Genomic DNA, 23,395 nt, shown 5'->3' with positions numbered 1-23,395 from the left:
CACCTTCGGCAAGGCAAAGCGCATTAATCAATGCGTAAGCAACGAAAAGCACGACTCTCAAATCGGTACTCCTTGTATGCTAAATACATCCGCACGTCAAATCCCGCAGATGCGTTCAGTGCAAAAACAGCGCTTTTTTATGCATAAATTATTCTGTCGCCACCAGTCTGGGGGTGATAAACACCACTAATTCGCGTCGCTCGTCCTCTTTGCCGTCATGGCGGAAGAGCTGACCAAGCCAGGGAATATCCCCCAACAGCGGCACGCTATCGCTACCCGATTTATTTTTTCGCGAAAAAATGCCGCCCAGCGCCAGCGTCTCGCCGCTTTTTACCTCTACCTGCGTTTCAATTTCCTGTTTATCTATCGCCAGCACTTCGCCGTCAGCCTGTTGTAGTACCTGACCGGGAACATTCTGGCTGATATGTAACTTCAGGCGGATGCGCCCTTTTTGCAAAACGGTGGGCGTCACCTCCATTCCCAGTACCGCTTCTTTAAATTCCACGGAGGTCGCGCCGCTTTCGCCGCTGGAAACCTGATAAGGAATTTCGCTGCCTTGCTTGATACTGGCTGGCTGTAGATGCGAAGCCAGCAGCCGGGGGCTGGCGATAATATCCAACTGCTGCTTTTGCTCCAGCGCTGACAGCTCCAGATCCAGCAAGCGTCCGTTAATGCGCCCGATGTTAAACCCGACGCGTGAGGTGGCGGCGGCGACGGATAAATCACTGGAAAGCGTCGTCACGTCACCCACCGCGCCCGCTTGCGTCGCGTCAGCCAGCGTCCACTTTACGCCCAGTTCCCGTAGACTCTTTTCGTTAATGGTAACGATATGCGCCGCCAGCTCCACCTGCGCCACCGGCAGATCCATTTGCGATACCCATTTTTCCAGCTCCGCAAGGGCCGCGCGGTTATCGCGCAACAGCAGGCGGTTGGTGCGCTTATCTACCATGATGGTTCCCTTCGCGCTCAGGAGTTTCTCGCCCGCTTTCGCCAGTTCGCCGGCATCGGCGTATTGCAGGTTAATGCTGCGGTTTTCCAGCGGTAAATTAGCCTGAAGCCTTAACCGCTCGGCATCCTGCCGCGCACTGTGTTCTTTCTGCCAGGCCTGTGAATGAACATGGAGAATATTCCCCTCCTGACGTAGCACCAGCCCCGCGCTATTGACCACCGTCTGTAGCGCCTGTTTCCACGGCACATCCGTCAGATGTAGCGATAATGTCCCGCTGACGTCCGGCGACACCACCAGATTCTGCCGCTCCTGCTCGGCTAAAGTCTGCAAAACCTGCACCACAGGGACGTCATCAACCACTAGCGTCACTTTCGCCGCTTTTCCCGCCTGCGCGGCGGGCATCAAGGCTATCAGTATTATGGCTATCCATCGCTTCATTGTCCGCTCCCTGACGTAGCCACCGCCACTGCGGCGGCGCACAATTTTTACCGGTCGTTAACGTTAAGGCTTCCGCCGTCAGGCGGACAATCGTCCAACCGTTTTCCAGCGTCTGCCCTTCTTCCACTCGTCGCCATTTTTGCTGACTATCTTTAAGAATGCCTGTCCATCGCTCGCCTTTACGCACCGCGCCCTGATATCGCCACTGCGAGAGTTCGGCTATCCGGCAGCGATCTTCCGGCGGGCGGAAGGGATCGCGCATTCCCGTCAACGTCAGCAAACAAAAACAGAGTAATACACCGCGGCTAACCTTCATTCGCCAGGCGCTCCAGTTGCAGCGTTATCAATAATTCCGCCCCCTCTCTACGCAATGAAAACCGACTTACGCTCATCTCGCTTTCGGCTAACCGGACAAACAGCGACGGCACCGCATCCCAGGACGTTTTCAGCGCCATTTCTCCCCCCTGCGCCGATGGCTGCCAGTGCAGCAAACGCAGGGGAGGCGCCTGGAAATCTAACGGCGAAAAAGGACGCGGATTTTCCACGGTGCGCCCGAACAGCGGTTCAGCCGCGACGCTCAGACGGCGCAGATGACGCCACTGTTGCCGGGCGGCCTCGCGCTGCTGGCTTAACCGCGTTTGTTGCGTATGCAGCGTCTTCCAGCCGGGATAGCCCACAGATAACGCAACCGTCAGCGTCAGGCACAGCACGCCTGCACACCAACAAAAAACCCGACCACGGCGCGACATCCCGTACCAGATATCAAAGAGCGCGTTCACGGGCGGCGCTCCTCGTTAACTGATAATGGAACTGCCAGCGCCCTTGCGCATCCTGCCGCGTGGCGCCCGTGCGGTTTAGCGGAAAACTGACATAGTGACGAAGCGATGTCTCAAGCGTGAGCAGGGCGTCAAACGTTCTCGCCAGCCCTTCCAGCTCTAGCGTCTCTTGCTGATAATTGAGGCTTGTCAGCCATGCCTGTTCTGGCAACAGGTTGGCAAGGTCAGTCAAGATAGATTGCCATGCTTGCGTCAGTTCACGCTGCGCCTGACGTTGTAATCGCGCCTGTTGCTGTCGCTGACGCTGCTGCAACTGCGGTATGTTCGCCGCAAGCGCCGTCGTGCGTCCGTTTTCCGCCGTCAGTAGCAGTTCATTAATCCTCCCCTCCTGCCAAAAAACCAACCGGGCGATCGTCGCGAGGCTTGCTATCAGCAGCAGGGACGCGCCCCATACCACGCACCACAGCCGCAGACGCGCTACGTAATGTTGGCGCCGCCAGGGGAGCAAATTGACAGAATGCGCCATCAGCGTATCTCCCCTATGGCTAAACCCAGCGCAATCGCAAAGCGATAACCGTCCGGCGGAACCGGCGGTTGGCGGACGGTAACGGCGCGCCAGGGGTCGAATTCGTCTTCGGCGCATAACGAAATATGTTCCGGCATGACGGATAACGTCGCGGCAAGGTCATGCAGCGTCGTCGCCTCGCGCGCCGATTTACGCCCCCACGCATAGCGCGTCGCCCACAGCCACTGGCTCTCATCGCGCCAGACCAGACATTGCCGCCCCGAAGGTATAAACGGCAGCAAGCGCTGTAACGCGCAGGCATCGGGCGTTACAGCAGCGATGCGCACATTGAGCGTTTGCGCCAGCGTTAACAGCTCTGAAATTTCTTTGCTTTGCACGGCGGTAACGTTGAACGCGGGGCTCAGCGCATCGTCCTGAAAGTCGAAACGCAATAAGTCCGGATCCATATCCAGCTCACGCGCCATCGTTTGTGAAAGCCATGCGACTTGCTCACGTTCCCGCAGACGCATCGGCGGATGTGGAAAAGCGCGTTGCAATGTCCGATTTGCGGGAAAAGAGAGATAAATACGGTGACGTAGCGGCAGCTCGCGGCTCCAGGGTCGCAGTACGTGAGCCAGCGATTGCGGGTCAGGAATCGTACCCTCTGCCGTGGAGGCGTTCATTAGCGGCAGTCGCCACCAACGTTGCAGGGACCAGCCCGATGCGCCGCGAATAACGGCGATGGCCAGCGCTTCATGCTGCTGAATATGCAATCCTATTTGCCAGGTTTTAAAAGCCATAACGGTCGATCTCCTTATCACCCGTCGCGTTAACGGGTATATCAATGCGTCTGGCTTGCCTTTATACTACCGCGCGTTTGTTTATAAACTGCCCAAATGACACTAAATGGGAAATCTCCAGTGAAGTTCGTAAAGTATTTATTGATCCTTGCAGTATGTTGCATCCTGCTGGGAGCAGGCTCGATTTATGGCCTTTATCGCTATATTGAGCCGCAGCTACCTGACGTCGCGACATTGAAAGATGTGCGTTTGCAAATTCCGATGCAGGTTTACAGCGCGGATGGCGAACTTATCGCGCAATATGGCGAAAAACGTCGTATTCCCGTTACGCTCGATCAAATTCCGCCGGAAATGATCAACGCCTTTATCGCCACCGAAGATAGCCGCTTTTATGAGCATCACGGCATTGACCCGGTAGGTATTTTCCGTGCGGCCAGCGTCGCGCTCTTCTCCGGTCACGCATCGCAGGGAGCAAGTACCATTACCCAGCAACTGGCGCGAAACTTCTTCCTTAGCCCCGAACGCACGCTGATGCGCAAGATCAAGGAAGCGTTTCTGGCGATTCGTATTGAGCAGTTGCTGAATAAAAATGAGATCCTCGAACTCTATCTGAACAAGATCTATCTCGGCTACCGCGCCTATGGCGTTGGCGCGGCGGCACAGGTCTACTTTGGTAAGACGGTCGACCAGCTTAGTCTAAGCGAAATGGCGGTTATCGCCGGGCTACCGAAAGCGCCTTCTACCTTTAACCCGCTCTACTCGATGGATCGGGCGATAGCGCGCCGTAACGTAGTGCTTTCGCGAATGTTAAGCGAGGGATATATCACTCAGGCGCAGTACGATCAGGCACGTAGCGAACCTATCGACGCAAATTATCACGCGCCGGAAATCGCCTTCTCCGCGCCTTATCTGTCGGAAATGGTGCGCCAGGAAATGTATAACCGTTATGGCGAAAGCGCCTACGAAGATGGTTATCGTATTTACACGACCATCACCCGCAAAGTGCAGCAGGCCGCGCAACAGGCGGTGCGTAATAACGTGCTGGACTATGACATGCGCCACGGTTATCGCGGCCCGGCGAATGTGCTATGGAAAGTGGGCGAAACAGCGTGGGACAGTAAAAAAATTACCGATACGTTGAAAGCGTTGCCGACCTACGGACCGCTGCTTCCCGCCGTGGTCACCAGCGCTAATCCGCAAGAGGCGACCGCTGCGCTTGCCGACGGTACGTCCGTTTCGCTACATATGGAAGGAATGCGTTGGGCGCGACCTTACCGCTCGGATACACAGCAGGGGCCGACGCCGCGTAAAGTTACCGATGTCGTCCAGACAGGTCAGCAAATCTGGGTTCGTCAGGTGGATAACGACTGGTGGCTGGCGCAGGTACCGGAAGTGAACTCCGCGCTGGTTTCGCTTAACCCGCAAACAGGCGCGGTACTGGCGCTGGTCGGCGGTTTCGATTTTAATCAGAGTAAATTTAACCGCGCGACGCAAGCTTTGCGTCAGGTGGGGTCGAACATCAAACCGTTCCTCTACACCGCCGCAATGGATAAAGGGCTGACGCTCGCCAGTATGCTCAACGATGTGCCGATTTCCCGCTGGGACGCCGGGGCAGGTTCAGACTGGCGTCCGAAAAACTCCCCGCCGCAGTACGCCGGACCGATTCGTTTACGCCAGGGGCTGGGGCAGTCGAAAAACGTGGTGATGGTACGCGCCATGCGCGCCATGGGCGTCGACTATGCGGCGGAGTATCTGCAACGCTTCGGCTTCCCGGCGCAGAATATCGTGCATACCGAATCGCTGGCGCTGGGCTCCGCCTCCTTCACGCCGATGCAGGTTGCGCGCGGTTATGCGGTGATGGCGAACGGCGGTTTCCTGATCGACCCGTATTTCATCAGCAAGATTGAGAACGATCAGGGCGGCGTGATCTTCGAAGCGAAACCGAAAATCGCCTGCCCGGAGTGCGATATCCCGGTCATTTACGGCAATACGCAGAAATCCGACGTGCTGGAAAACACCAATGTGGAAGAGGTCGCGGTTTCGCAAGAGCAGCAAAACAGCGCCGTACCGATGCCTGAGCTGGAACAGGCAAACCAGGCGCTGGTCGCGCAAAACGGCACGCAGGAGTACGCGCCGCATGTGATCAATACGCCGCTGGCGTTTCTGATTAAAAGCGCGCTGAACACCAATATCTTCGGCGAACCCGGCTGGATGGGTACCGGCTGGCGTGCGGCGCGTGACCTTAAACGTCGCGATATCGGCGGCAAAACCGGTACGACCAACAGCTCGAAAGACGCATGGTTCTCCGGCTATGGTCCTGGCGTCGTCACTTCCGTATGGATCGGCTTTGACGATCACCGCCGTGATTTAGGCCGCACCACCGCTTCCGGCGCGATCAAAGATCAAATCTCCGGCTATGAGGGCGGCGCGAAGAGCGCGCAACCTGCATGGGACGCCTATATGAAAGCCGTGCTGGAAGGCGTGCCGGAACAGCCGCTAACGCCGCCGCCGGGCATCGTCACGGTGAATATCGACCGCAGTACCGGACAACTGGCGAGCGGCGGTAACAGCCGTGAAGAGTATTTCATCGAAGGCACGCAGCCGACACAACAGGCGGTACACGAGGTGGGAACTACCATTATTGATAATGGTGAAACACACGAACTGTTCTGATCAAAAAAGGCGCTCCGGCGCCTTTTTTATTGTGTTTAGCGGATGACGGCGAACGGGGAGACAAACTTTCCGTTGGCTTGATCAACGCCGCGCCATCAGGCAATTCGGCCCTGCGCTTTCAACCACTCGCGTACCAGAAACAGCGCGCTGACGTTGCGGGCCTCATTAAAATCGGGGTCTTCCAGCAGATCCATTAAATGCGCCAGCGGCCAGCGTACCTGCGGCAATGGCTCAGGCTCGTCGCCTTCCAGCGACTCCGGATAGAGATCTTCCGCCACCACGATATTCATTTTGCTGGAAAAATAAGAGGGCGCCATGCTGAGTTTTTTTAAGAAGGTCAGGTTATGCGCGCCAAACCCGACCTCTTCTTTGAGCTCCCGGTTCGCCGCTTCAAAAACGGTCTCGCCCGGGTCGATCAATCCTTTCGAGAAGCCCAGCTCATAGGATTCGGTTCCCACCGCATACTCACGAATAAGAATCAGATGCTCATCAACGATCGGCACAATCATTACCGCCTCACGGGTTGATGGTCGCATACGTTCATACACGCGACGCACGCCGTTGCTGAACTCCAGATCCACGCTTTCTACGTTAAACAGTCGGGATTGTGCGACGGTTTCCACTTTCAGAATGGTGGGTTTTTGTAATGATTTGCTCATTGTGAGAATCTTTGCAGTGTAATCTGTGGTCATTGTGCGACATACCGCACGGTTTCGGCAATGCGAATTGCCGTTTATTTACATTTATGTAACGTAATAAAAATTAATTCTTATTTCAAATTAAAAGTCAATAGGTTGAAATAACTCCAGGAATTTGCTGATATTCCGTTTTTGGTGGTATTGCTATGATTTGCCTTCACTGGGATGCGCTTTACAATGCTCAAGTTCAACTCCACGCTTGCCGATAGCCAACCACAGAAAAATGTTTATTGGACAGGGTGCGACTGACCACGCCTGACAGACTTAGTAAGATGGGGAAAGCATGAGCACCATTCTGATTTTTATAGCTGCTTTGCTGGCCTGCTCTCTACTGGCAATATGGCGGTTCCGGGTAAAGTCCAGACGAGGGAGTTTACCGTGGATCAGCGCCTTTCAGGACGCGCAAACGCGTAAACTGTTGCCCGAAGAGCGCAGCGCGGTAGAAAACTATCTCGATAACCTTAGCCAGATCCAGCAAGTTCCGGGGCCGACAGGCGCCAGTGCTGCGCCCATCTCGCTGACGCTGAACGCGGAAAGCAACAGTGTCGTGATACTGACCCACTCCATCACCCGCTACGGCATTACCACTGACGATCCTAATAAATGGCGCTACTACCTCGACTCCGTCGAAGTCCATCTGCCGCCTTTCTGGGAACAGTACATCAATGATGAAAACAACGTTGAGCTGATCCTCACGGATACGCTGCCGCTGGTGATCTCTTTAAACGGCCATACGCTGCAAGAGTATATGCAGGAGTCGCGCGGCTACGCGCTACAGAATACCGCCTCTACGCAGGCGTCGATTCGCGGCGAAGAGAGCGAGCAGATTGAGCTGTTGAATATCCGTCAGGAGACCCACGAAGAATATGCGCTCAGCCGCCCGGCTGGCTTGCGCGAAGCGTTGTTAATCGTCGCCTCCTTTTTGTTATTCTTTTTCTGTCTGATAACGCCAGACGTTTTTGTACCGTGGATGATAGGCGGCGCTATCCTGCTGCTGGCAGCCGGACTTTGGGGGCTTTTTGCGCCGCCGTCGAAAAGCGCGCTGCGGGAAATTCACTGTCTGCGGGGAACGCCCCGCCGCTGGGGACTGTTTGGGGAGAATAATCAGGAGCAGATTAACAATATCTCCCTGGGCATCATCGACCTTATTTACCCTGCCCACTGGCAACCTTACATTACGCAGGATCTTGGGCAACAAACGGATATTGATATTTACCTTGATCGCCATGTCGCGCGCCAGGGCCGGTTTTTATCCCTGCATGATGAAGTGAAAAACTTTCCCTTGCAGCACTGGTTACGCAGCACTGTTATTGCTATCGGTTCGCTGCTGGTGTTGTTTATGCTGCTGTTCTGGATCCCGTTGGATATGCCAATCAAGTTCACGCTATCGTGGATGAAAGGCGCGCAAACCATTGAAGCGACAACGGTAAAACAGCTTGAAAAGGCTGGCGTACGGGTGGGCGATACGCTGCACCTGAGCGGTAAAGGAATGTGTAATATTCATTCCGGGGCGACCTGGAGCGGCCAGTCTAACTCCCCGTTTATGCCGTTCGATTGCTCGCAAATCATCTGGAATGACGCGCCTGCGCTACCGCTGCCGGAATCAGATCTGGTGAATAAAGCGATGGCGCTAAGCCAGGCGGTAAATCGTCAGCTCCATCCAAAACCCGAAGACGACTCGCGCGTCAGCGCATCTTTACGCTCCGCGATCCAAAAATCGGGCATGGTATTATTAGATGACTTTGGCGATATTGTTCTGAAAACCGCTGATTTGTGCGCGGCGGAAGACGAGTGCGTGCGTCTGAAAAATGCGCTGGTTAATCTCGGTAACAGTAAGGACTGGAACGCGCTGGTGAAACGCGCGAACGCTGGCAAACTGGACGGCGTCAACGTGCTGCTACGCCCCGTAAGCGCAGAGTCGCTGGAAAATCTGGTCACGACCTCAACGGCGCCGTTTATTTCTCGCGAGACCGCGCGTGCCGCCCAGTCGCTGAATAGCCCCGCTCCCGGCGGATTCCTGATCGCCAGCGATGAAGGCAGCGAACTGGTTGATCAGGCCTGGCCGTCAACGCCGCTGTATGACTATCCCGCGCAGGAACAGTGGAGCGCCTTCCAGCGTCTGGCGCAAACGCTCATGCAGACGCCATTTAGCGCCGAGGGCATTGTCACCAGCGTGTATACCGATGCCAACGGCACGCAGCATATCAGCCTGCATCGTATCCCCGATAAATCCGGCTGGTGGCGTTACCTCGGCACCACGCTGCTGATGCTGGCAATGATAGTGAGCGCGGTCTACAACGGCATTCAGGCGTTCAGACGTTATCAACGCCACCGTACCCGTATGGCGGATATCCAGGAATACTATGAAAGCTGCCTCAATCCCAGGTTAACCGTCTCTCCGGAAAATCTCATCTGATAGCGCCGCCGTGCGACAGGGTATGCTACCCTGTCGCGCAAATTGCGTTACCCTGGAGTTCCCCATGCATATTGATATTGACTGGCAAAACGTGGATACCGTTTTGCTGGATATGGACGGCACGCTGCTCGATCTCGCGTTCGATAACTATTTCTGGCAAAAGCTGGTACCGGAAACCTACGGCGCGCAGCAGGGTATTTCGCCGCAGGACGCGCAGGAATATATTCGCCAGCAGTATCATGCCGTACAGCATACGCTAAACTGGTACTGTCTGGATTACTGGAGCGAGCGTCTGGGTCTGGATATTTGCGCCATGACGACGGCGCAAGGGCCGCGCGCCGTTTTGCGCGACGATACCGTACCGTTTCTGAATGCGTTAAAAGCCAGCGGAAAACGTCGGATTCTGCTCACCAATGCGCATCCACATAACCTGGCGGTGAAGCTGGAGCATACCGGTCTGGCCTCACACCTTGATTTATTACTTTCCACCCACACATTTGGTTATCCCAAAGAGGATCAGCGGTTATGGCGCGCTGTCACTGAGGAAACGGGAATAAGCGCAGAGAAAACGCTGTTTATCGATGACAGCGAACCGATTCTCGACGCCGCCGCCCGGTTTGGTATTCGCTACTGTCTTGGCGTGACGAATCCCGATTCCGGCCTGGCGGAAAAGCACTATACGCGCCATCCGTCCCTGAACGACTACCGCCGTCTGATCCCCTCGCTGATGTGAAGGAGACGCCATGAAAGAAAAGTCCTCCGTTGAGGTCAGACTGGATAAATGGCTGTGGGCCGCGCGTTTTTATAAAACCCGCGCGCTGGCCCGCGAGATGATTGAAGGCGGTAAGGTGCATTACAACGGCCAGCGCAGTAAGCCGAGCAAAATCGTCGAGCTGAACGCAACCCTTACCCTGCGTCAGGGAAATGACGAACGGACGGTGATCGTTAAAGCCATCACCGAACAGCGCCGTCCGGCCAGCGAAGCCGTCGCTCTGTATGAAGAGACGGCGGAAAGCGTGGAAAAACGCGAAAAAATGGCGCAGGCGCGCAAGCTTAACGCCCTGACCATGCCGCATCCGGACAGGCGACCGGACAAGAAAGAGCGCCGCGACCTGTTACGATTTAAACACGGCGACAGCGAATAACTGTCACCCGCAAGAGAGATGATTATGCCGCAACATGACCAATTACATCGTTATCTGTTTGAAAACTTTGCCGTTCGCGGCGAGCTGGTGACCGTTTCGGAAACCTTGCAACAGATCCTCGACAATCATACCTACCCGCAGCCGGTGAAAACCGTACTGGCCGAACTGCTGGTCGCCACTAGCCTGCTGACCGCAACGCTGAAGTTTGCCGGTGACATTACGGTACAGCTCCAGGGCGACGGGCCGTTAAGCCTGGCGGTGATCAATGGCAATAATCAGCAGCAGATGCGCGGCGTGGCTCGCGTTCAGGGCGATATCCCTGACAATGCGGATCTCAAAACGCTGGTTGGCAACGGCTATCTGGTGATCACCATTACGCCGGAAGAGGGTGAACGCTATCAGGGCGTGGTGGGTCTGGAAGGCGATACTCTGGCGGCGTGCCTGGAAGATTACTTCCTGCGCTCCGAGCAGTTGCCGACGCGCCTGTTTATCCGTACCGGCGATGTCGACGGTAAACCGGCGGCAGGTGGAATGTTGCTCCAGGTGATGCCGGCACAGAACGCGCAGGCGGAGGATTTCGACCATCTGGCTATGTTGACGGAAACCATTAAAAGCGAAGAGCTGCTGACGTTACCGGCAAATGACGTGCTGTGGCGTTTGTATCACGAAGAAGAAGTCACGCTCTACGATCCGCAAGATGTTGAATTCAAATGCACCTGTTCACGCGAACGTTGCGCGGGCGCGCTGAAAACATTGCCGGATGAAGAAGTGGACAGCATTCTGGCGGAAGAAGGCGAAATCGATATGCACTGCGATTACTGCGGCAATCATTACCTGTTCAATGCGATGGATATCGCGGAGATCCGTAACAACGCCTCTCCTGCCGATCCACAGGTTCACTAATCGCCTCGTAGTCAGCAACGTCATTGCCTGATGGCGCTGCGCTTATCTGGCCTACAGCATCCCGCTCCGTAGGCTGGATAAGGCATTTATGCCGCCATCCGGCAAAAAGCTTACTCGTTGTAGTAATCCACATCCAACCGCTGACCATCAACAATGATATCGCGCCAGGCTTTGGGAGCTGAGTCTAACCGATGCCCGGCAATCGCGTGCAACAGTTGCGTCTTAGAAAACCCGTCCGGCAGTCGGGCGAACGCTTTCTGCGTCCATTTCCCCTCTTTTAAGCCGTAGACCTGGCTCTCGGCAACAATAAAGTTATACAGCACCTGCTCAGGCTGACCGTCGCCGTTAAGATCCTGACTCACCAGCACGCAGGCATCCGGTTCAAGGCAGGAATCGTCCGAATAGCTCTGCTCTTTGACAAACGCCCAAAATGCGGCATCCGGCTTCTGGCTACCGGGCGCAATCATCACCACCCGCGCTAAATCGTCCGCCGTCGGAGAGACCTTATTTCTCTGCAAAAACGTCATCAGTTCACGATTGCGCTTTCTGTTCTGCGTAAACGCCTCGTCATCCCGCAACGATTTCAGCGCTTCCTGGCCAGGTTTGCCGCTGTGATCCAGCATATACAGGCTGATCTGATCCGCAGTAATTTTACCACTATGGTAACGCGCCATATGGCTGTTGACGCTAATACGCCAGACATCAAGTACAGGCGAGGCCAGCAACAGCAATATCACCAGCGTCAACAAAGAGACGCTCAGTATCACCTTGCCTTGCCACTCACCAGGGTCGCGTCCGCGGCGTAACAGACCGATCAGATAACCGAAGGACCATACCAGCAAGACAGACGCCGTCAGCGCGCCATACAGACGATCCGGCGTCCAGCCGTATTGCTGAATACGTACCCATAACGCCCAGCCCGCCAGCAGCATATATATCGGGGCAACGCACAGCGAGGCGCTAATCATGCCGCGTAGTACGCGCGGATAGGGTAATACGCGCTTTTGCGGTTCATTGACAATCGCCACGAGGAGCAGCAGCATCAGCGTCAGCGTGGATAGCAGCCCCGCAGCGGAAACACGCGCAGAAATCGCCTCCAGTCCGGTAAAGGGTAACGTCACAATAAACAGCAATGCCAGCAGCGACACCACCGGCAGTAAACCCGTCGCGATCAGCGTCAGCAGCTTTTGCACCGCCGCCACAAGGCGCGACTGCGTGCGGGCGAGAATGACCGCCAGCGCCGTAATCAGGCCGATGGTCACATAAATAAAGGCTTCATTTTCAAAGAAAAGGGTGCTGAAAAAGCGGATGCCCACCAGCCTGAATAGCGCGCTCCAGAGCAGAAGCACCAGCCAGAACAGTCCGTTGGCGACCAGGACGATAAACAATGTCAGTACGTTATGCCATAACCGCAGATAAAACTGGGGATAACGCGCCGAACCGGTTTGCGAATGTAACTGATATTGCATCCAGGGTAAGACCAGCATCGCCATCAACACAAGCCGGAGACCATACAGCCAGAGGAGCTCGGCCAGGCGCCATTTCTCCACCGTCTCAACCTGCCATTTCAGCCAGCCGCTCATTGCCAGCACGACCACAAAGGTCAGCCCCAGCCAGCCCCACAGCGCGCGCTGTTTAAAAGAGACCACGGTAAGCAATAGCATTGACGACAACGCTATCGTCGCAGGCATACCATAGAACAGCCAGTCGCTATTTTGTGGTACCAGCCAGGCCATCAGCAGGTAGCACAAAACGCCCTGCAGCAAACCGGTGAGCAACATACCCCAGCGAGTAGTACGTGAAAGCGCTACACTTTCCATGTCGTTATCCAGAATGATGAGAAAGTCGCATTATTGCATCATCTGTTCACCGCCAGACGTCGTCATGCATAATTCAGAAAAAAACGCAGAGAGGTGAATCGATATTGTTAATGTTGGTGTTACGTAACTTTCTTACATGAATGCGATTACAGTCACATTATGTCGGTCAAAAACACTTCCTTTTAACGTTTTCAGAACATTTTCCACAACAAAAGTAGGTTTCCTGCCATAATAACCGCCGCTGCGTGACAGGAGTCACAGTGTTTTTCGTCAATCGTGATTTTGTCCAGATACGTAAATCTATGAGCCTTGTCGCGGTTAACCAACCTCAAAAAACCTTACTATTTTCGGTAATATATATTGGCTAAGGAGCAGTGATATGCGCGTTAACAATTTAACCCCGCAAGATCTCAAGGCTTATGGTATCAACGACGTCCAGGATATCGTTTACAATCCCAGCTACGACACCCTTTATCAGGAAGAACTTAATCCTGGTCTGGAAGGCTATGAGCGTGGCGTGTTAACTAACCTGGGCGCTGTTGCCGTTGATACCGGTATTTTTACCGGTCGTTCGCCTAAGGATAAGTATATTGTTCGCGACGACACCACGCGTGATACGCTGTGGTGGTCCGATAAGGGTAAAGGTAAAAACGATAATAAGCCGCTTTCCCAGGAAACCTGGCAACACCTGAAAGGTCTGGTGACGCATCAGCTTTCCGGTAAACGCTTATTCATTGTTGATGCGTTCTGCGGCGCAAATGCCGATACGCGTCTTTCCGTGCGCTTTATTACGGAAGTCGCCTGGCAGGCCCACTTCGTTAAAAATATGTTCATTCGCCCAACGGACGAAGAGCTGGTAGGCTTCAAACCTGACTTTATTGTCATGAACGGCGCGAAGTGCACCAACCCGCAGTGGAAAGAGCAAGGGCTGAACTCGGAAAACTTCGTGGCGTTCAACCTGACTGAACGTATTCAGCTTATTGGCGGCACCTGGTACGGCGGCGAAATGAAAAAAGGGATGTTCTCGGTAATGAACTACCTGCTGCCGCTCAAAGGTATCGCCTCAATGCACTGTTCCGCCAACGTGGGTGAAAAAGGCGATGTCGCGGTCTTCTTCGGCCTTTCCGGTACCGGAAAAACCACTCTGTCCACCGACCCGAAACGTCGTCTGATTGGCGATGATGAGCACGGTTGGGATGACGACGGCGTGTTCAACTTTGAAGGCGGCTGCTACGCCAAAACCATCAAACTGTCGAAAGAAGCGGAGCCAGAAATTTATCATGCGATTCGCCGTGATGCGTTGCTGGAAAACGTCACCGTGCGCGAAGACGGCACCGTTGATTTCGACGATGGTTCCAAAACCGAAAACACCCGCGTCTCTTACCCGATCTATCATATCGATAACATCGTTAAGCCCGTGTCCAAAGCAGGTCACGCCACCAAGGTTATCTTCCTGACGGCGGACGCCTTCGGCGTGTTGCCGCCGGTTTCCCGTTTAACCGCTAACCAGACGCAGTACCACTTCCTGTCAGGTTTCACCGCTAAACTGGCCGGCACCGAACGCGGCGTCACCGAACCGACCCCCACCTTCTCCGCCTGCTTCGGCGCCGCGTTCCTGACGCTGCACCCGACGCAGTATGCTGAGGTGCTGGTGAAACGTATGCAGGCAGCAGGCGCGCAGGCTTATCTGGTTAACACCGGCTGGAATGGCACCGGCAAACGTATCTCCATCAAAGATACGCGCGCAATTATCGACGCCATTCTGAACGGTTCTCTTGATAACGCGGAAACCTTCCGTCTGCCGCTGTTCGATCTGGCGATCCCGACTGAACTGCCAGGCGTGGATACCCACATTCTCGACCCGCGTAACACCTACGCGTCGCCGGAACAATGGCAGGAAAAAGCCACCGCGCTGGCGAAACTGTTCATTGAGAACTTCGAGAAGTATACGGATACCCCGGCAGGCGAAGCGCTGGTTAGCGCCGGACCGAAGCTGTAAGGAACAGGCCGGATGGCGGCTTTGAACAGCGTCATCCAGCGTTAAGAAGAAAGGGAGGATAATACCTCCCTTTCTTATGCCTCTTTTGTCGTCCCCTGGACGCGAGCCACAGGAACCGGTAGCCAGGCGCGAATTGACAAGCCGCCACGCTCGCTGGTGCCAATCTCCAGCATCCCGTTATGGTTATCGATAATGCGCTGCACAATCGCCAGCCCCAGCCCTGTACCGCTGGTGCTACGGGCGCTGTCGCCGCGTACAAAAGGCTGGAACAGATGTTTACGCTGCTCCGGCTTAATGCCCGGCCCGTCATCTTCTACCTGGAACCAGGCGCGATGCGACTCGGTGCCGCTGCTGACCTTAATCCAGCCGTTGCCATAACGGGCAGCATTGACCACCATATTCGCCACCGCGCGCTTAATCGAGAGCGGGTGCATTTTCACCTGGATGCTGCCTGCCTGAAGCGCAGTGTTAATCTCACGCTCATAGCCGCTTTCCGCCGCAATCACCTCGCCCAGTACGGAATTGAGATCCGCCATCTCCATTGGCATTTCCTGACCGGTACGCAGATAGTCAATAAACTGTTCGATAATGGCGTTACACTCTTCGATGTCTTTATTGATCGACTCCGCGAGATAACCGTCTTCCTCGCCCATCATCTCCGTCGCCAGACGAATACGGGTCAGCGGCGTGCGCAAGTCGTGGCTGACGCCCGCCATCAATAGCGTACGGTCATCGGCCAATTGTTTCACGCCGGCTGCCATATGGTTAAACGCCCGGGTCACAGAGCGCACCTCAGAGGCGCCATATTCACGCAGCGGCGGCGGAATAATTCCCTTCCCTACCTGCAAAGCGGCATGTTCAAGATCCACTAACGGTCGATTCTGTATACGAATAAACAGCCACGCGCCGCCTATCGCCAGGAGCATGATCGCCAGCGTGTAACGGAAAAGCGGAGAAAAATCGCCCTGATGAATTTCAGTCAGCGGCACGCGCACCCAGATATTGGGCGACAGCCAGGTTTTGAGCCACACGACGGGCGAGCTTTTGTTGACCTCAACGCGCACTTCCGTCGGGCCGCCTAATTGCTGCGCCATCTGGTGGCTTAAGAATTCGTAGTGTTGCGCCCAACGCAGCCCGGCCTCTTCAGCGGCTTCGTTGGTGTAGAGAGAGATCCCCAGCTCGCGATAGATTTCCCGACGAAACGCAGGCGGCACGACTAACTGCGTGCCGTCCTCCAGTTGCAGCTTATCGGTCATCAACATACGGACTTCGTAAGCCAGAACCTTATTAAACTGCTGGAGGCTCGGCAAAATCGCGAAGTTCAGCACCACCAGGTAGGTCGTCACCAGGCTGACGAACAGCAAGGTGACGATGAGCAACAGCGTGCGGGCAAATGAACTTCGCGGCGAGAAGCGCATTCGCCTCATGCTTTAGAACCGTCCGGTACGAAGACGTAGCCCAGGCCCCATACGGTCTGAATATAACGCGGATGCGCCGGATCTTCTTCCACCATACGGCGCAGGCGGGAGATCTGGACGTCGATGGAGCGTTCCATCGCGGAATACTCGCGACCACGGGCCAGATTCATCAGCTTGTCGCGAGAGAGCGGCTCGCGCGGATGGCTGACTAACGCTTTCAGTACCGCAAACTCCCCGCTGGTCAGCGGCATCGGTTCATCTTCACGGAACATCTCGCGCGTACCGAGGTTCAGTTTGAACTTACCGAACGCGATAACGGCCTCTTCCTGCGACGGCGCGCCGGGCAGTTCGTTTGCCTGACGACGTAGCACGGCGCGGATACGCGCCAACAGCTCGCGCGGGTTAAACGGTTTAGGAATGTAGTCATCGGCGCCGATTTCCAGCCCGACGATACGGTCAACCTCTTCACCCTTCGCCGTGACCATAATGATCGGCATTGGATTACTTTGACTACGCAGGCGACGACAAATCGACAGACCATCTTCACCTGGCAGCATTAAATCCAGTACCATGAGATGGAAAGATTCACGGGTCAGCAGACGATCCATCTGCTCGGCGTTAGCGACGCTTCGAACCTGGAAGCCCTGCTCGGTCAGATAACGTTCCAGTAGCGCCCGCAGACGCATATCGTCATCAACCACCAGAATCTTATAATTCTCTTGCATTGTCTGTACTCCCAAAGGTTCGCAACAAATGTAAGTGTGTATTCTTAAAAAAGCTCACGTGAGTCACCAGCAAATTCTGGTATGAATTTCAGGCTAAATTGTTACAAAGCATATTTAACAGCAGCTTAAATATACAATTAATCGGCAACCCCATTATTTATTCTGTCGGGACGATCACGTTATACCCCGTGTGCGCAATATCGACAGCAAAGGTAAATCAACGAGATGAAAACGCCCCTGATCACCCGCGAAGGGTACGAAACACTCAAACAAGAGCTCAATTATCTCTGGCGTGAAGAGCGCCCGGAGGTCACCAAAAAAGTGACCTGGGCTGCGAGTCTGGGCGACCGCAGCGAGAATGCCGACTATCAGTATAATAAAAAGCGCCTGCGTGAGATCGACAGACGCGTCAGATATCTGACCAAATGCATGGAAAATCTCAAAATCGTGGATTATTCCCCGCAGCAGGAGGGCAAAGTCTTCTTCGGCGCCTGGGTGGAAATTGAAAATGATGACGGCGATACGCTGAAGTTCCGCATTGTCGGCTACGATGAAATTTTCGGACGTAAGGATTACATCTCTATCGACTCGCCGATGGCGCGGGCGCTACTGAAAAAAGAAGTGGGCGATCTGGCGGTGGTCAACACCCCTGTCGGCGAAGCAAACTGGTACGTCAATGCGATCGAATACGTCAAATAAGACAAGAAGAATCCTAAGCCCCCGCTGATGGCTGGCATTTTTGCCAGCCAATCCGTATAACTATCCCCTGATTTTTATCCTGAAGACGAAGCTAACCCATGATGAATGATTCTTTCTGCCGCATTATTGCGGGTGAAATCCAGGCAAATGCCGGACAGGTTGAAGCTGCCGTTCGCCTGCTTGACGAAGGGAACACCGTGCCGTTTATCGCACGTTATCGTAAAGAAATCACCGGCGGTCTGGATGACACGCAGTTGCGTAACCTGGAAACGCGTCTGGGCTATCTGCGTGAGCTGGAAGACAGGCGTCAGGCTATCCTCAAGTCCATTTCCGAACAAGGCAAACTGACCGATGAGCTGGCTGGCGCCATCAACGCTACGTTAAGTAAGACTGAGCTCGAAGACCTCTACCTGCCCTATAAACCTAAACGCCGTACCCGTGGACAAATCGCCATTGAAGCCGGCCTTGAGCCGCTGGCCGATCTGCTCTGGAACGAGCCGTCCCACGATCCTGACGTGGAAGCGGCAAAGTACATTGATGGCGACAAAGGCGTGGCGGACACCAAAGCCGCGCTCGACGGCGCACGCTACATTCTGATGGAGCGCTTTGCCGAAGACGCCGCATTGCTGGCGAAAGTACGTGATTACCTGTGGAAGAACGCCCATCTGGTCGCCACCGTCGTGAGCGGCAAAGAGGAAGAAGGGGCAAAATTCCGCGACTATTTCGACCATCATGAGCCCATTGCTAACGTCCCGTCTCACCGTGCGCTGGCCATGTTCCGTGGTCGTAACGAAGGCATTCTGCAACTTTCGCTCAATGCCGACCCACAGTTTGATGAGCCGCCGAAAGAGAGCTACTGCGAGCAAATCATCATGGACCATCTCGGCCTGCGGCTAAATAACGCCCCGGCAGATAGCTGGCGCAAAGGCGTAGTGAGCTGGACGTGGCGTATCAAAGTTTTAATGCACCTCGAAACCGAACTGATGGGCACCGTGCGCGAACGTGCGGAAGACGAAGCGATTAACGTGTTTGCCCGTAACCTGCACGACCTGCTGATGGCAGCCCCCGCAGGCCTGCGCGCCACGATGGGCCTTGATCCTGGCCTGCGTACCGGCGTAAAAGTCGCTGTCGTTGACGGCACCGGCAAGCTGGTGGCGACGGATACCATTTATCCGCATACCGGTCAGGCGGCCAAAGCGGCTACCGTGATCGCCGCGTTGTGCGAAAAATACCACGTCGAACTGGTCGCGATTGGCAACGGTACGGCCTCGCGTGAAACCGAACGCTTCTATCTCGACGTACAGAAACAGTTCCCGAACGTGACGGCGCAGAAAGTGATCGTCAGCGAAGCGGGGGCGTCCGTGTATTCCGCTTCTGAGCTGGCGGCGCAGGAGTTTCCGGATCTCGACGTCTCCCTGCGCGGCGCGGTCTCTATCGCGCGTCGTCTACAGGATCCGCTGGCGGAACTGGTGAAAATCGATCCGAAATCGATCGGCGTCGGCCAATATCAACACGATGTCAGCCAGACCCAGTTGGCCCGTAAACTGGATGCGGTGGTCGAAGACTGCGTAAACGCCGTCGGCGTCGATTTGAATACCGCCTCCGTGCCGCTGCTGACCCGCGTCGCGGGCTTAACGCGCATGATGGCGCAAAACATCGTCGCCTGGCGCGATGAGAACGGTCAGTTCCAGAACCGCCAGCAACTGTTGAAGGTGAGCCGTCTGGGGCCGAAAGCGTTTGAGCAGTGCGCGGGCTTCCTGCGTATTAACCACGGCGATAACCCACTGGATGCGTCCACCGTCCACCCGGAAGCCTATCCGGTTGTCGAACGCATTCTGGCGGCGACGCAGCAAGCGCTAAAAGATCTGATGGGCAACAGCAACGAATTGCGCCACCTCAAGGCCGCTGATTTTACCGACGATAAATTCGGCGTGCCGACCGTGAGCGATATCATCAAAGAGCTGGAAAAACCGGGCCGCGACCCGCGTCCTGAATTTAAAACCGCGCAATTCGCCGATGGCGTTGAAACCATGAACGACCTGCTACCGGGGATGATTCTGGAAGGGGCGGTCACTAACGTCACCAATTTCGGCGCGTTTGTCGATATCGGCGTTCATCAGGATGGCCTGGTGCATATCTCCTCGCTCTCGAATAAGTTCGTCGACGATCCACACACCGTGGTAAAAGCTGGCGACATCGTGAAGGTGAAAGTGCTGGAAGTGGATCTGCAACGTAAGCGTATTGCGCTGACGATGCGTCTGGACGAACAGCCCGGCGAAACCGCCGCTCGCCGCGGCGGCGGCGCCGATCGCGCGCAGGGCAACCGCCCGGCGTCAAAAGCGGCGAAACCGCGCGGTCGTGACGCCCAGCCAGCCGGTAACAGCGCCATGATGGACGCGCTGGCAGCGGCAATGGGGAAAAAACGCTAATCGGGTAATACGCAGGCCGGGTTACTTCTTATCCGGCCTGCGATTTTGCAATACGTCCAATCCTTTCTTTTTTAATTAACAATTAAATCTTACCCATTAGAACCTGTTAATTAATTTTCTTCTGCTATCCGCACTATTAATTATCACTTTATTAACAGATGAAACCTTAATTAAACATTAAAAACGGTGGATATTTGCACATTAGGGGTATTTGCAAAAAGACAAATAAATGTTGAGCCATATCAACATCGGCGCAAATTATCGCTTATTTGTACATTCCGTCACATTTTAATCGTTGAAGATAGAAACCATTCTCATTATCATTGTGTTGTTGATTATTTACTCTTTCCTTCGTTGGCTAAACATCGGGTCTCCTGCCGCCCCCCTGAGCGCCGCATGAGGTATACATCCAGTTAGTAAGAAACAAGTAGGTCGTATGCAATTCACTCCTGACACTGCGTGGAAAATCACCGGCTTTGCGCGTGAAATCAGCCCGGCGTATCGTCAAAAACTGCTTTCGCTCGGCATGTTGCCCGGCTCTTCATTTAATGTCGTCCGCGTCGCGCCCTTAGGCGATCCGATCCATATCGAAACACGACGCGTGAGTCTGGTTTTGCGTAAAAAGGATTTGGCGTTAATAGAAGTGGAAGCGGTTTCCTGTTAATACAGTGAGTCTATAAAAATGAAAAAATTAACCATTGGTTTAATTGGTAATCCTAATTCCGGCAAGACCACCTTATTTAACCAACTCACCGGCGCGCGTCAGCGCGTGGGGAACTGGGCGGGCGTCACCGTCGAGCGTAAAGAGGGCCAGTTCGCGACAACTGACCACCAGGTCACGCTGGTAGATTTACCCGGCACCTATTCTCTGACGACCATCTCGTCACAAACCTCTCTCGACGAACAGATCGCCTGCCACTACATCCTGAGCGGCGACGCCGACCTGTTGATAAACGTTGTGGACGCCTCCAATCTGGAGCGCAACCTCTATTTGACGCTGCAACTGCTGGAGCTGGGTATTCCCTGTATTGTCGCGCTCAACATGCTGGATATCGCCGAAAAACAGCAGGTTCGTATTGATGTCGACGCTCTGTCCACGCGTCTGGGTTGCCCTGTCGTACCGCTGGTATCGACTCGCGGCCGCGGTATCGAGGCGCTGAAACTGGCCATTGACCGTCACAACGCTAACGACAACGTCGAACTGGTGCATTATGCCCAGCCGCTGCTGCGCGAAGCGGGTTTCCTGGCCGACGCGATGGCCCAGGAGATGCCTTTACAACAGCGCCGCTGGCTGGGTCTGCAAATGCTGGAGGGCGATATCTACAGCCGGGCTTACGCAGGCGAGGCGGCGCAAAACCTGGACACCTCCCTGGCCCGTCTGAAGGACGAAATGGACGACCCGGCGCTGCATATCGCCGACGCCCGTTATCAGTGTATCGCCGCTATTTGCGACGTGGTCAGCAATACCCTGACAGCCGAACCCAGCCGCTTCACCAGGGCGGTCGATAAAATTATCCTGAACCGCTTCCTCGGCTTACCGATTTTTTTGTTCGTGATGTACCTGATGTTCCTGCTCGCCATTAACATCGGCGGCGCGTTGCAACCCCTGTTTGATGCCGGTTCCGTCGCCATCTTTATTCATGGCATTCAATGGATTGGCTACACGTTGCACTTCCCGGATTGGTTAACCATCTTCCTGGCGCAAGGTCTTGGCGGCGGGATCAATACCGTCCTGCCGCTGGTGCCGCAAATCGGGATGATGTACCTGTTCCTCTCCTTCCTTGAAGACTCCGGTTATATGGCGCGCGCGGCCTTCGTCATGGATCGCCTGATGCAGGCGCTGGGACTACCGGGTAAATCCTTCGTGCCGCTGATTGTCGGCTTCGGCTGTAACGTACCTTCCGTGATGGGCGCCCGCACGCTTGACGCTCCGCGCGAACGCCTGATGACCATCATGATGGCGCCGTTTATGTCCTGTGGCGCGCGCCTGGCGATTTTCGCCGTCTTTGCCGCCGCCTTCTTCGGGCAAAACGGCGCGCTGGCGGTCTTCTCGCTATACGTGCTGGGTATTGTCATGGCGGTATTAACCGGCCTGATGCTGAAACATACCATTATGCGCGGCGAAGCCTCTCCGTTTGTGATGGAGCTGCCGGTTTACCACGTCCCGCATATCAAGAGCCTGATCATCCAGACCTGGCAACGCCTGAAAGGTTTTGTACTACGCGCCGGTAAAGTCATTATCATCGTGAGTATTTTCCTGAGCGCGTTTAACAGTTTCTCGCTGAGCGGCAAAATCGTCGATAACATTAATGACTCCGCCCTCGCCTCTGTAAGCCGGGTCATCACACCAGTCTTTAAACCGATCGGCGTCCATGAGGATAACTGGCAAGCGACCGTGGGTCTGTTTACAGGCGCCATGGCGAAAGAAGTTGTCGTCGGTACGCTGAACACGCTCTACACCGCCGAAAATATTCAGGACGAAGCGTTTAATCCTGCTGACTTTCACCTCGGCGATGAACTGCTGGGCGCGGTTGACGATACCTGGCAAAGCCTGAAAGACACCTTTAGCCTGAGCGTACTGGCTAACCCGATCGAAGCGAGTAAAGGCGACGGCGAAATGGCGACCGGCGCGATGGGCGTGATGGATCAAAAATTCGGCAGCGCCGCGGCGGCGTACAGTTACCTGATTTTCGTCCTGCTTTACGTACCGTGTATCTCGGTAATGGGCGCTATCGCCCGCGAGTCCAGCCGCGGCTGGATGGGCTTCTCCATCCTGTGGGGGCTGAATATCGCCTATTCGCTCGCCACGCTGTTCTACCAGGTTACCAGCTTCAGTCAACACCCGACATACAGCCTGATCTGTATTCTGGCAGTGATCGTCTTTAACGTTGTGGTGTTAAGCCTGTTACGCCGCGCCCGCAGCCGTGTAGACATTGAACTGCTGGCAACCCGCAAAAACGTCAGTTCCTGTTGTTCGGGCACTGCGGGCAATTGTCACTAAG

General features: G+C 54.9%; 19 protein-coding genes. 10 read left to right on the top strand and 9 right to left on the bottom strand.

What is annotated here, in order from left to right:
• Positions 1 to 148: 148 nt before the first annotated feature.
• From hofQ to ACLJNW_RS17765, 5 genes are read right to left on the bottom strand one after another with little or no spacing between them, the layout of a single operon-like run.
• Positions 149 to 1,387 carry a DNA uptake porin HofQ gene (gene hofQ, locus ACLJNW_RS17785; RefSeq protein ID WP_001748862.1) on the bottom strand — a complete coding sequence of 413 codons (1,239 nt, stop codon included), beginning with the start codon at positions 1,385 to 1,387 and terminating at the stop codon, positions 149 to 151.
• Complete coding sequence (locus ACLJNW_RS17780) at positions 1,302 to 1,703, bottom strand: HofP DNA utilization family protein (RefSeq protein WP_000868833.1); 402 nt, start codon at positions 1,701 to 1,703, stop codon at positions 1,302 to 1,304. Before ACLJNW_RS17780 ends, hofQ begins: the two co-directional genes overlap by 86 nt.
• Complete coding sequence (locus ACLJNW_RS17775) at positions 1,693 to 2,166, bottom strand: hypothetical protein (protein ID WP_000992488.1); 474 nt, start codon at positions 2,164 to 2,166, stop codon at positions 1,693 to 1,695. The genes ACLJNW_RS17780 and ACLJNW_RS17775 overlap by 11 nt, the downstream gene beginning before the upstream one ends.
• Positions 2,150 to 2,689, bottom strand: a complete 540-nt coding sequence (locus ACLJNW_RS17770; protein ID WP_000951390.1) for a PilN domain-containing protein — start codon at positions 2,687 to 2,689, stop codon at positions 2,150 to 2,152. Before ACLJNW_RS17770 ends, ACLJNW_RS17775 begins: the two co-directional genes overlap by 17 nt.
• The gene (locus ACLJNW_RS17765) at positions 2,689 to 3,468 is read right to left on the bottom strand and encodes a hypothetical protein (protein ID WP_023204113.1); all 780 of its coding nucleotides are present in this window, start codon (positions 3,466 to 3,468) and stop codon (positions 2,689 to 2,691) included. The genes ACLJNW_RS17770 and ACLJNW_RS17765 overlap by 1 nt, the downstream gene beginning before the upstream one ends.
• 120 nt (positions 3,469 to 3,588) lie before the next feature.
• On the opposite strand from ACLJNW_RS17765, the gene mrcA reads away from it, so the two are divergent.
• Positions 3,589 to 6,141 carry a peptidoglycan glycosyltransferase/peptidoglycan DD-transpeptidase MrcA gene (gene mrcA, locus ACLJNW_RS17760; RefSeq protein WP_000673808.1) on the top strand — a complete coding sequence of 851 codons (2,553 nt, stop codon included), beginning with the start codon at positions 3,589 to 3,591 and terminating at the stop codon, positions 6,139 to 6,141.
• A gap of 95 nt (positions 6,142 to 6,236) precedes the next feature.
• Here the strand turns inward: mrcA and nudE are convergent, their stop codons facing one another.
• Positions 6,237 to 6,800 carry an ADP compounds hydrolase NudE gene (nudE, locus tag ACLJNW_RS17755; protein ID WP_000045725.1) on the bottom strand — a complete coding sequence of 188 codons (564 nt, stop codon included), beginning with the start codon at positions 6,798 to 6,800 and terminating at the stop codon, positions 6,237 to 6,239.
• A 322-nt stretch (positions 6,801 to 7,122) separates the two neighbouring features.
• Here nudE and igaA point away from each other — a divergent pair, with 322 nt between their 5' ends.
• From igaA to hslO, 4 genes are all read left to right on the top strand, one after another.
• Positions 7,123 to 9,255 carry an intracellular growth attenuator protein IgaA gene (gene igaA / locus ACLJNW_RS17750; RefSeq protein ID WP_000104092.1) on the top strand — a complete coding sequence of 711 codons (2,133 nt, stop codon included), beginning with the start codon at positions 7,123 to 7,125 and terminating at the stop codon, positions 9,253 to 9,255.
• 64 nt (positions 9,256 to 9,319) lie between these two features.
• Positions 9,320 to 9,988, top strand: coding sequence for a GMP/IMP nucleotidase (gene yrfG, locus ACLJNW_RS17745; protein WP_001520508.1), 669 nt, complete (start codon positions 9,320 to 9,322; stop codon positions 9,986 to 9,988).
• 10 nt (positions 9,989 to 9,998) lie between these two features.
• Positions 9,999 to 10,400, top strand: coding sequence for a ribosome-associated heat shock protein Hsp15 (gene hslR / locus ACLJNW_RS17740; protein ID WP_000660721.1), 402 nt, complete (start codon positions 9,999 to 10,001; stop codon positions 10,398 to 10,400).
• Between the two features lie 24 nt (positions 10,401 to 10,424).
• Complete coding sequence (gene hslO / locus ACLJNW_RS17735; RefSeq protein ID WP_001135571.1) at positions 10,425 to 11,303, top strand: Hsp33 family molecular chaperone HslO; 879 nt, start codon at positions 10,425 to 10,427, stop codon at positions 11,301 to 11,303.
• 110 nt (positions 11,304 to 11,413) lie between these two features.
• On the opposite strand, the gene ACLJNW_RS17730 is transcribed toward hslO, so the two are convergent.
• Positions 11,414 to 13,123: a DUF4153 domain-containing protein gene (locus ACLJNW_RS17730; RefSeq protein ID WP_023204114.1), complete on the bottom strand. Its 1,710-nt coding sequence runs from the start codon at positions 13,121 to 13,123 to the stop codon at positions 11,414 to 11,416.
• A gap of 379 nt (positions 13,124 to 13,502) precedes the next feature.
• On the opposite strand from ACLJNW_RS17730, the gene pckA reads away from it, so the two are divergent.
• On the top strand, positions 13,503 to 15,122 hold the full coding sequence (pckA, locus tag ACLJNW_RS17725) for a phosphoenolpyruvate carboxykinase (ATP) (RefSeq protein ID WP_001265689.1): 1,620 nt from the start codon (positions 13,503 to 13,505) through the stop codon (positions 15,120 to 15,122).
• A 74-nt stretch (positions 15,123 to 15,196) separates the two neighbouring features.
• On the opposite strand, the gene envZ is transcribed toward pckA, so the two are convergent.
• Complete coding sequence (gene envZ, locus ACLJNW_RS17720) at positions 15,197 to 16,549, bottom strand: two-component system sensor histidine kinase EnvZ (protein ID WP_001253818.1); 1,353 nt, start codon at positions 16,547 to 16,549, stop codon at positions 15,197 to 15,199.
• Positions 16,546 to 17,265, bottom strand: a complete 720-nt coding sequence (gene ompR, locus ACLJNW_RS17715; protein ID WP_001157751.1) for a two-component system response regulator OmpR — start codon at positions 17,263 to 17,265, stop codon at positions 16,546 to 16,548. The genes envZ and ompR overlap by 4 nt, the downstream gene beginning before the upstream one ends.
• Positions 17,266 to 17,490: 225 nt before the next feature.
• Between ompR and greB the strand changes: the two genes are divergently transcribed.
• The 4 genes from greB to feoB all read left to right on the top strand — a co-directional run bounded on the left by greB (position 17,491) and on the right by feoB (position 23,394).
• Positions 17,491 to 17,964, top strand: a complete 474-nt coding sequence (gene greB / locus ACLJNW_RS17710) for a transcription elongation factor GreB (protein WP_000856695.1) — start codon at positions 17,491 to 17,493, stop codon at positions 17,962 to 17,964.
• Positions 17,965 to 18,062: 98 nt separating this feature from the next.
• The gene (locus tag ACLJNW_RS17705) at positions 18,063 to 20,393 is read left to right on the top strand and encodes a Tex family protein (protein ID WP_000980659.1); all 2,331 of its coding nucleotides are present in this window, start codon (positions 18,063 to 18,065) and stop codon (positions 20,391 to 20,393) included.
• Positions 20,394 to 20,829: 436 nt separating this feature from the next.
• Complete coding sequence (gene feoA / locus ACLJNW_RS17700; RefSeq protein ID WP_001160955.1) at positions 20,830 to 21,057, top strand: ferrous iron transporter A; 228 nt, start codon at positions 20,830 to 20,832, stop codon at positions 21,055 to 21,057.
• Positions 21,058 to 21,075: 18 nt separating this feature from the next.
• Positions 21,076 to 23,394 (top strand): Fe(2+) transporter permease subunit FeoB, encoded by a 2,319-nt coding sequence (feoB, locus tag ACLJNW_RS17695; RefSeq protein ID WP_000736983.1) that lies wholly within the window; start codon positions 21,076 to 21,078, stop codon positions 23,392 to 23,394.
• Position 23,395: the final 1 nt, after the last annotated feature.

This window comes from Salmonella sp. SAL4457 (assembly GCF_046548235.1).
In the GTDB taxonomy this organism is placed as follows: Bacteria; Pseudomonadota; Gammaproteobacteria; order Enterobacterales; family Enterobacteriaceae; genus Salmonella; species Salmonella enterica.
This window is presented reverse-complemented; position numbering and strand designations above follow the sequence as displayed.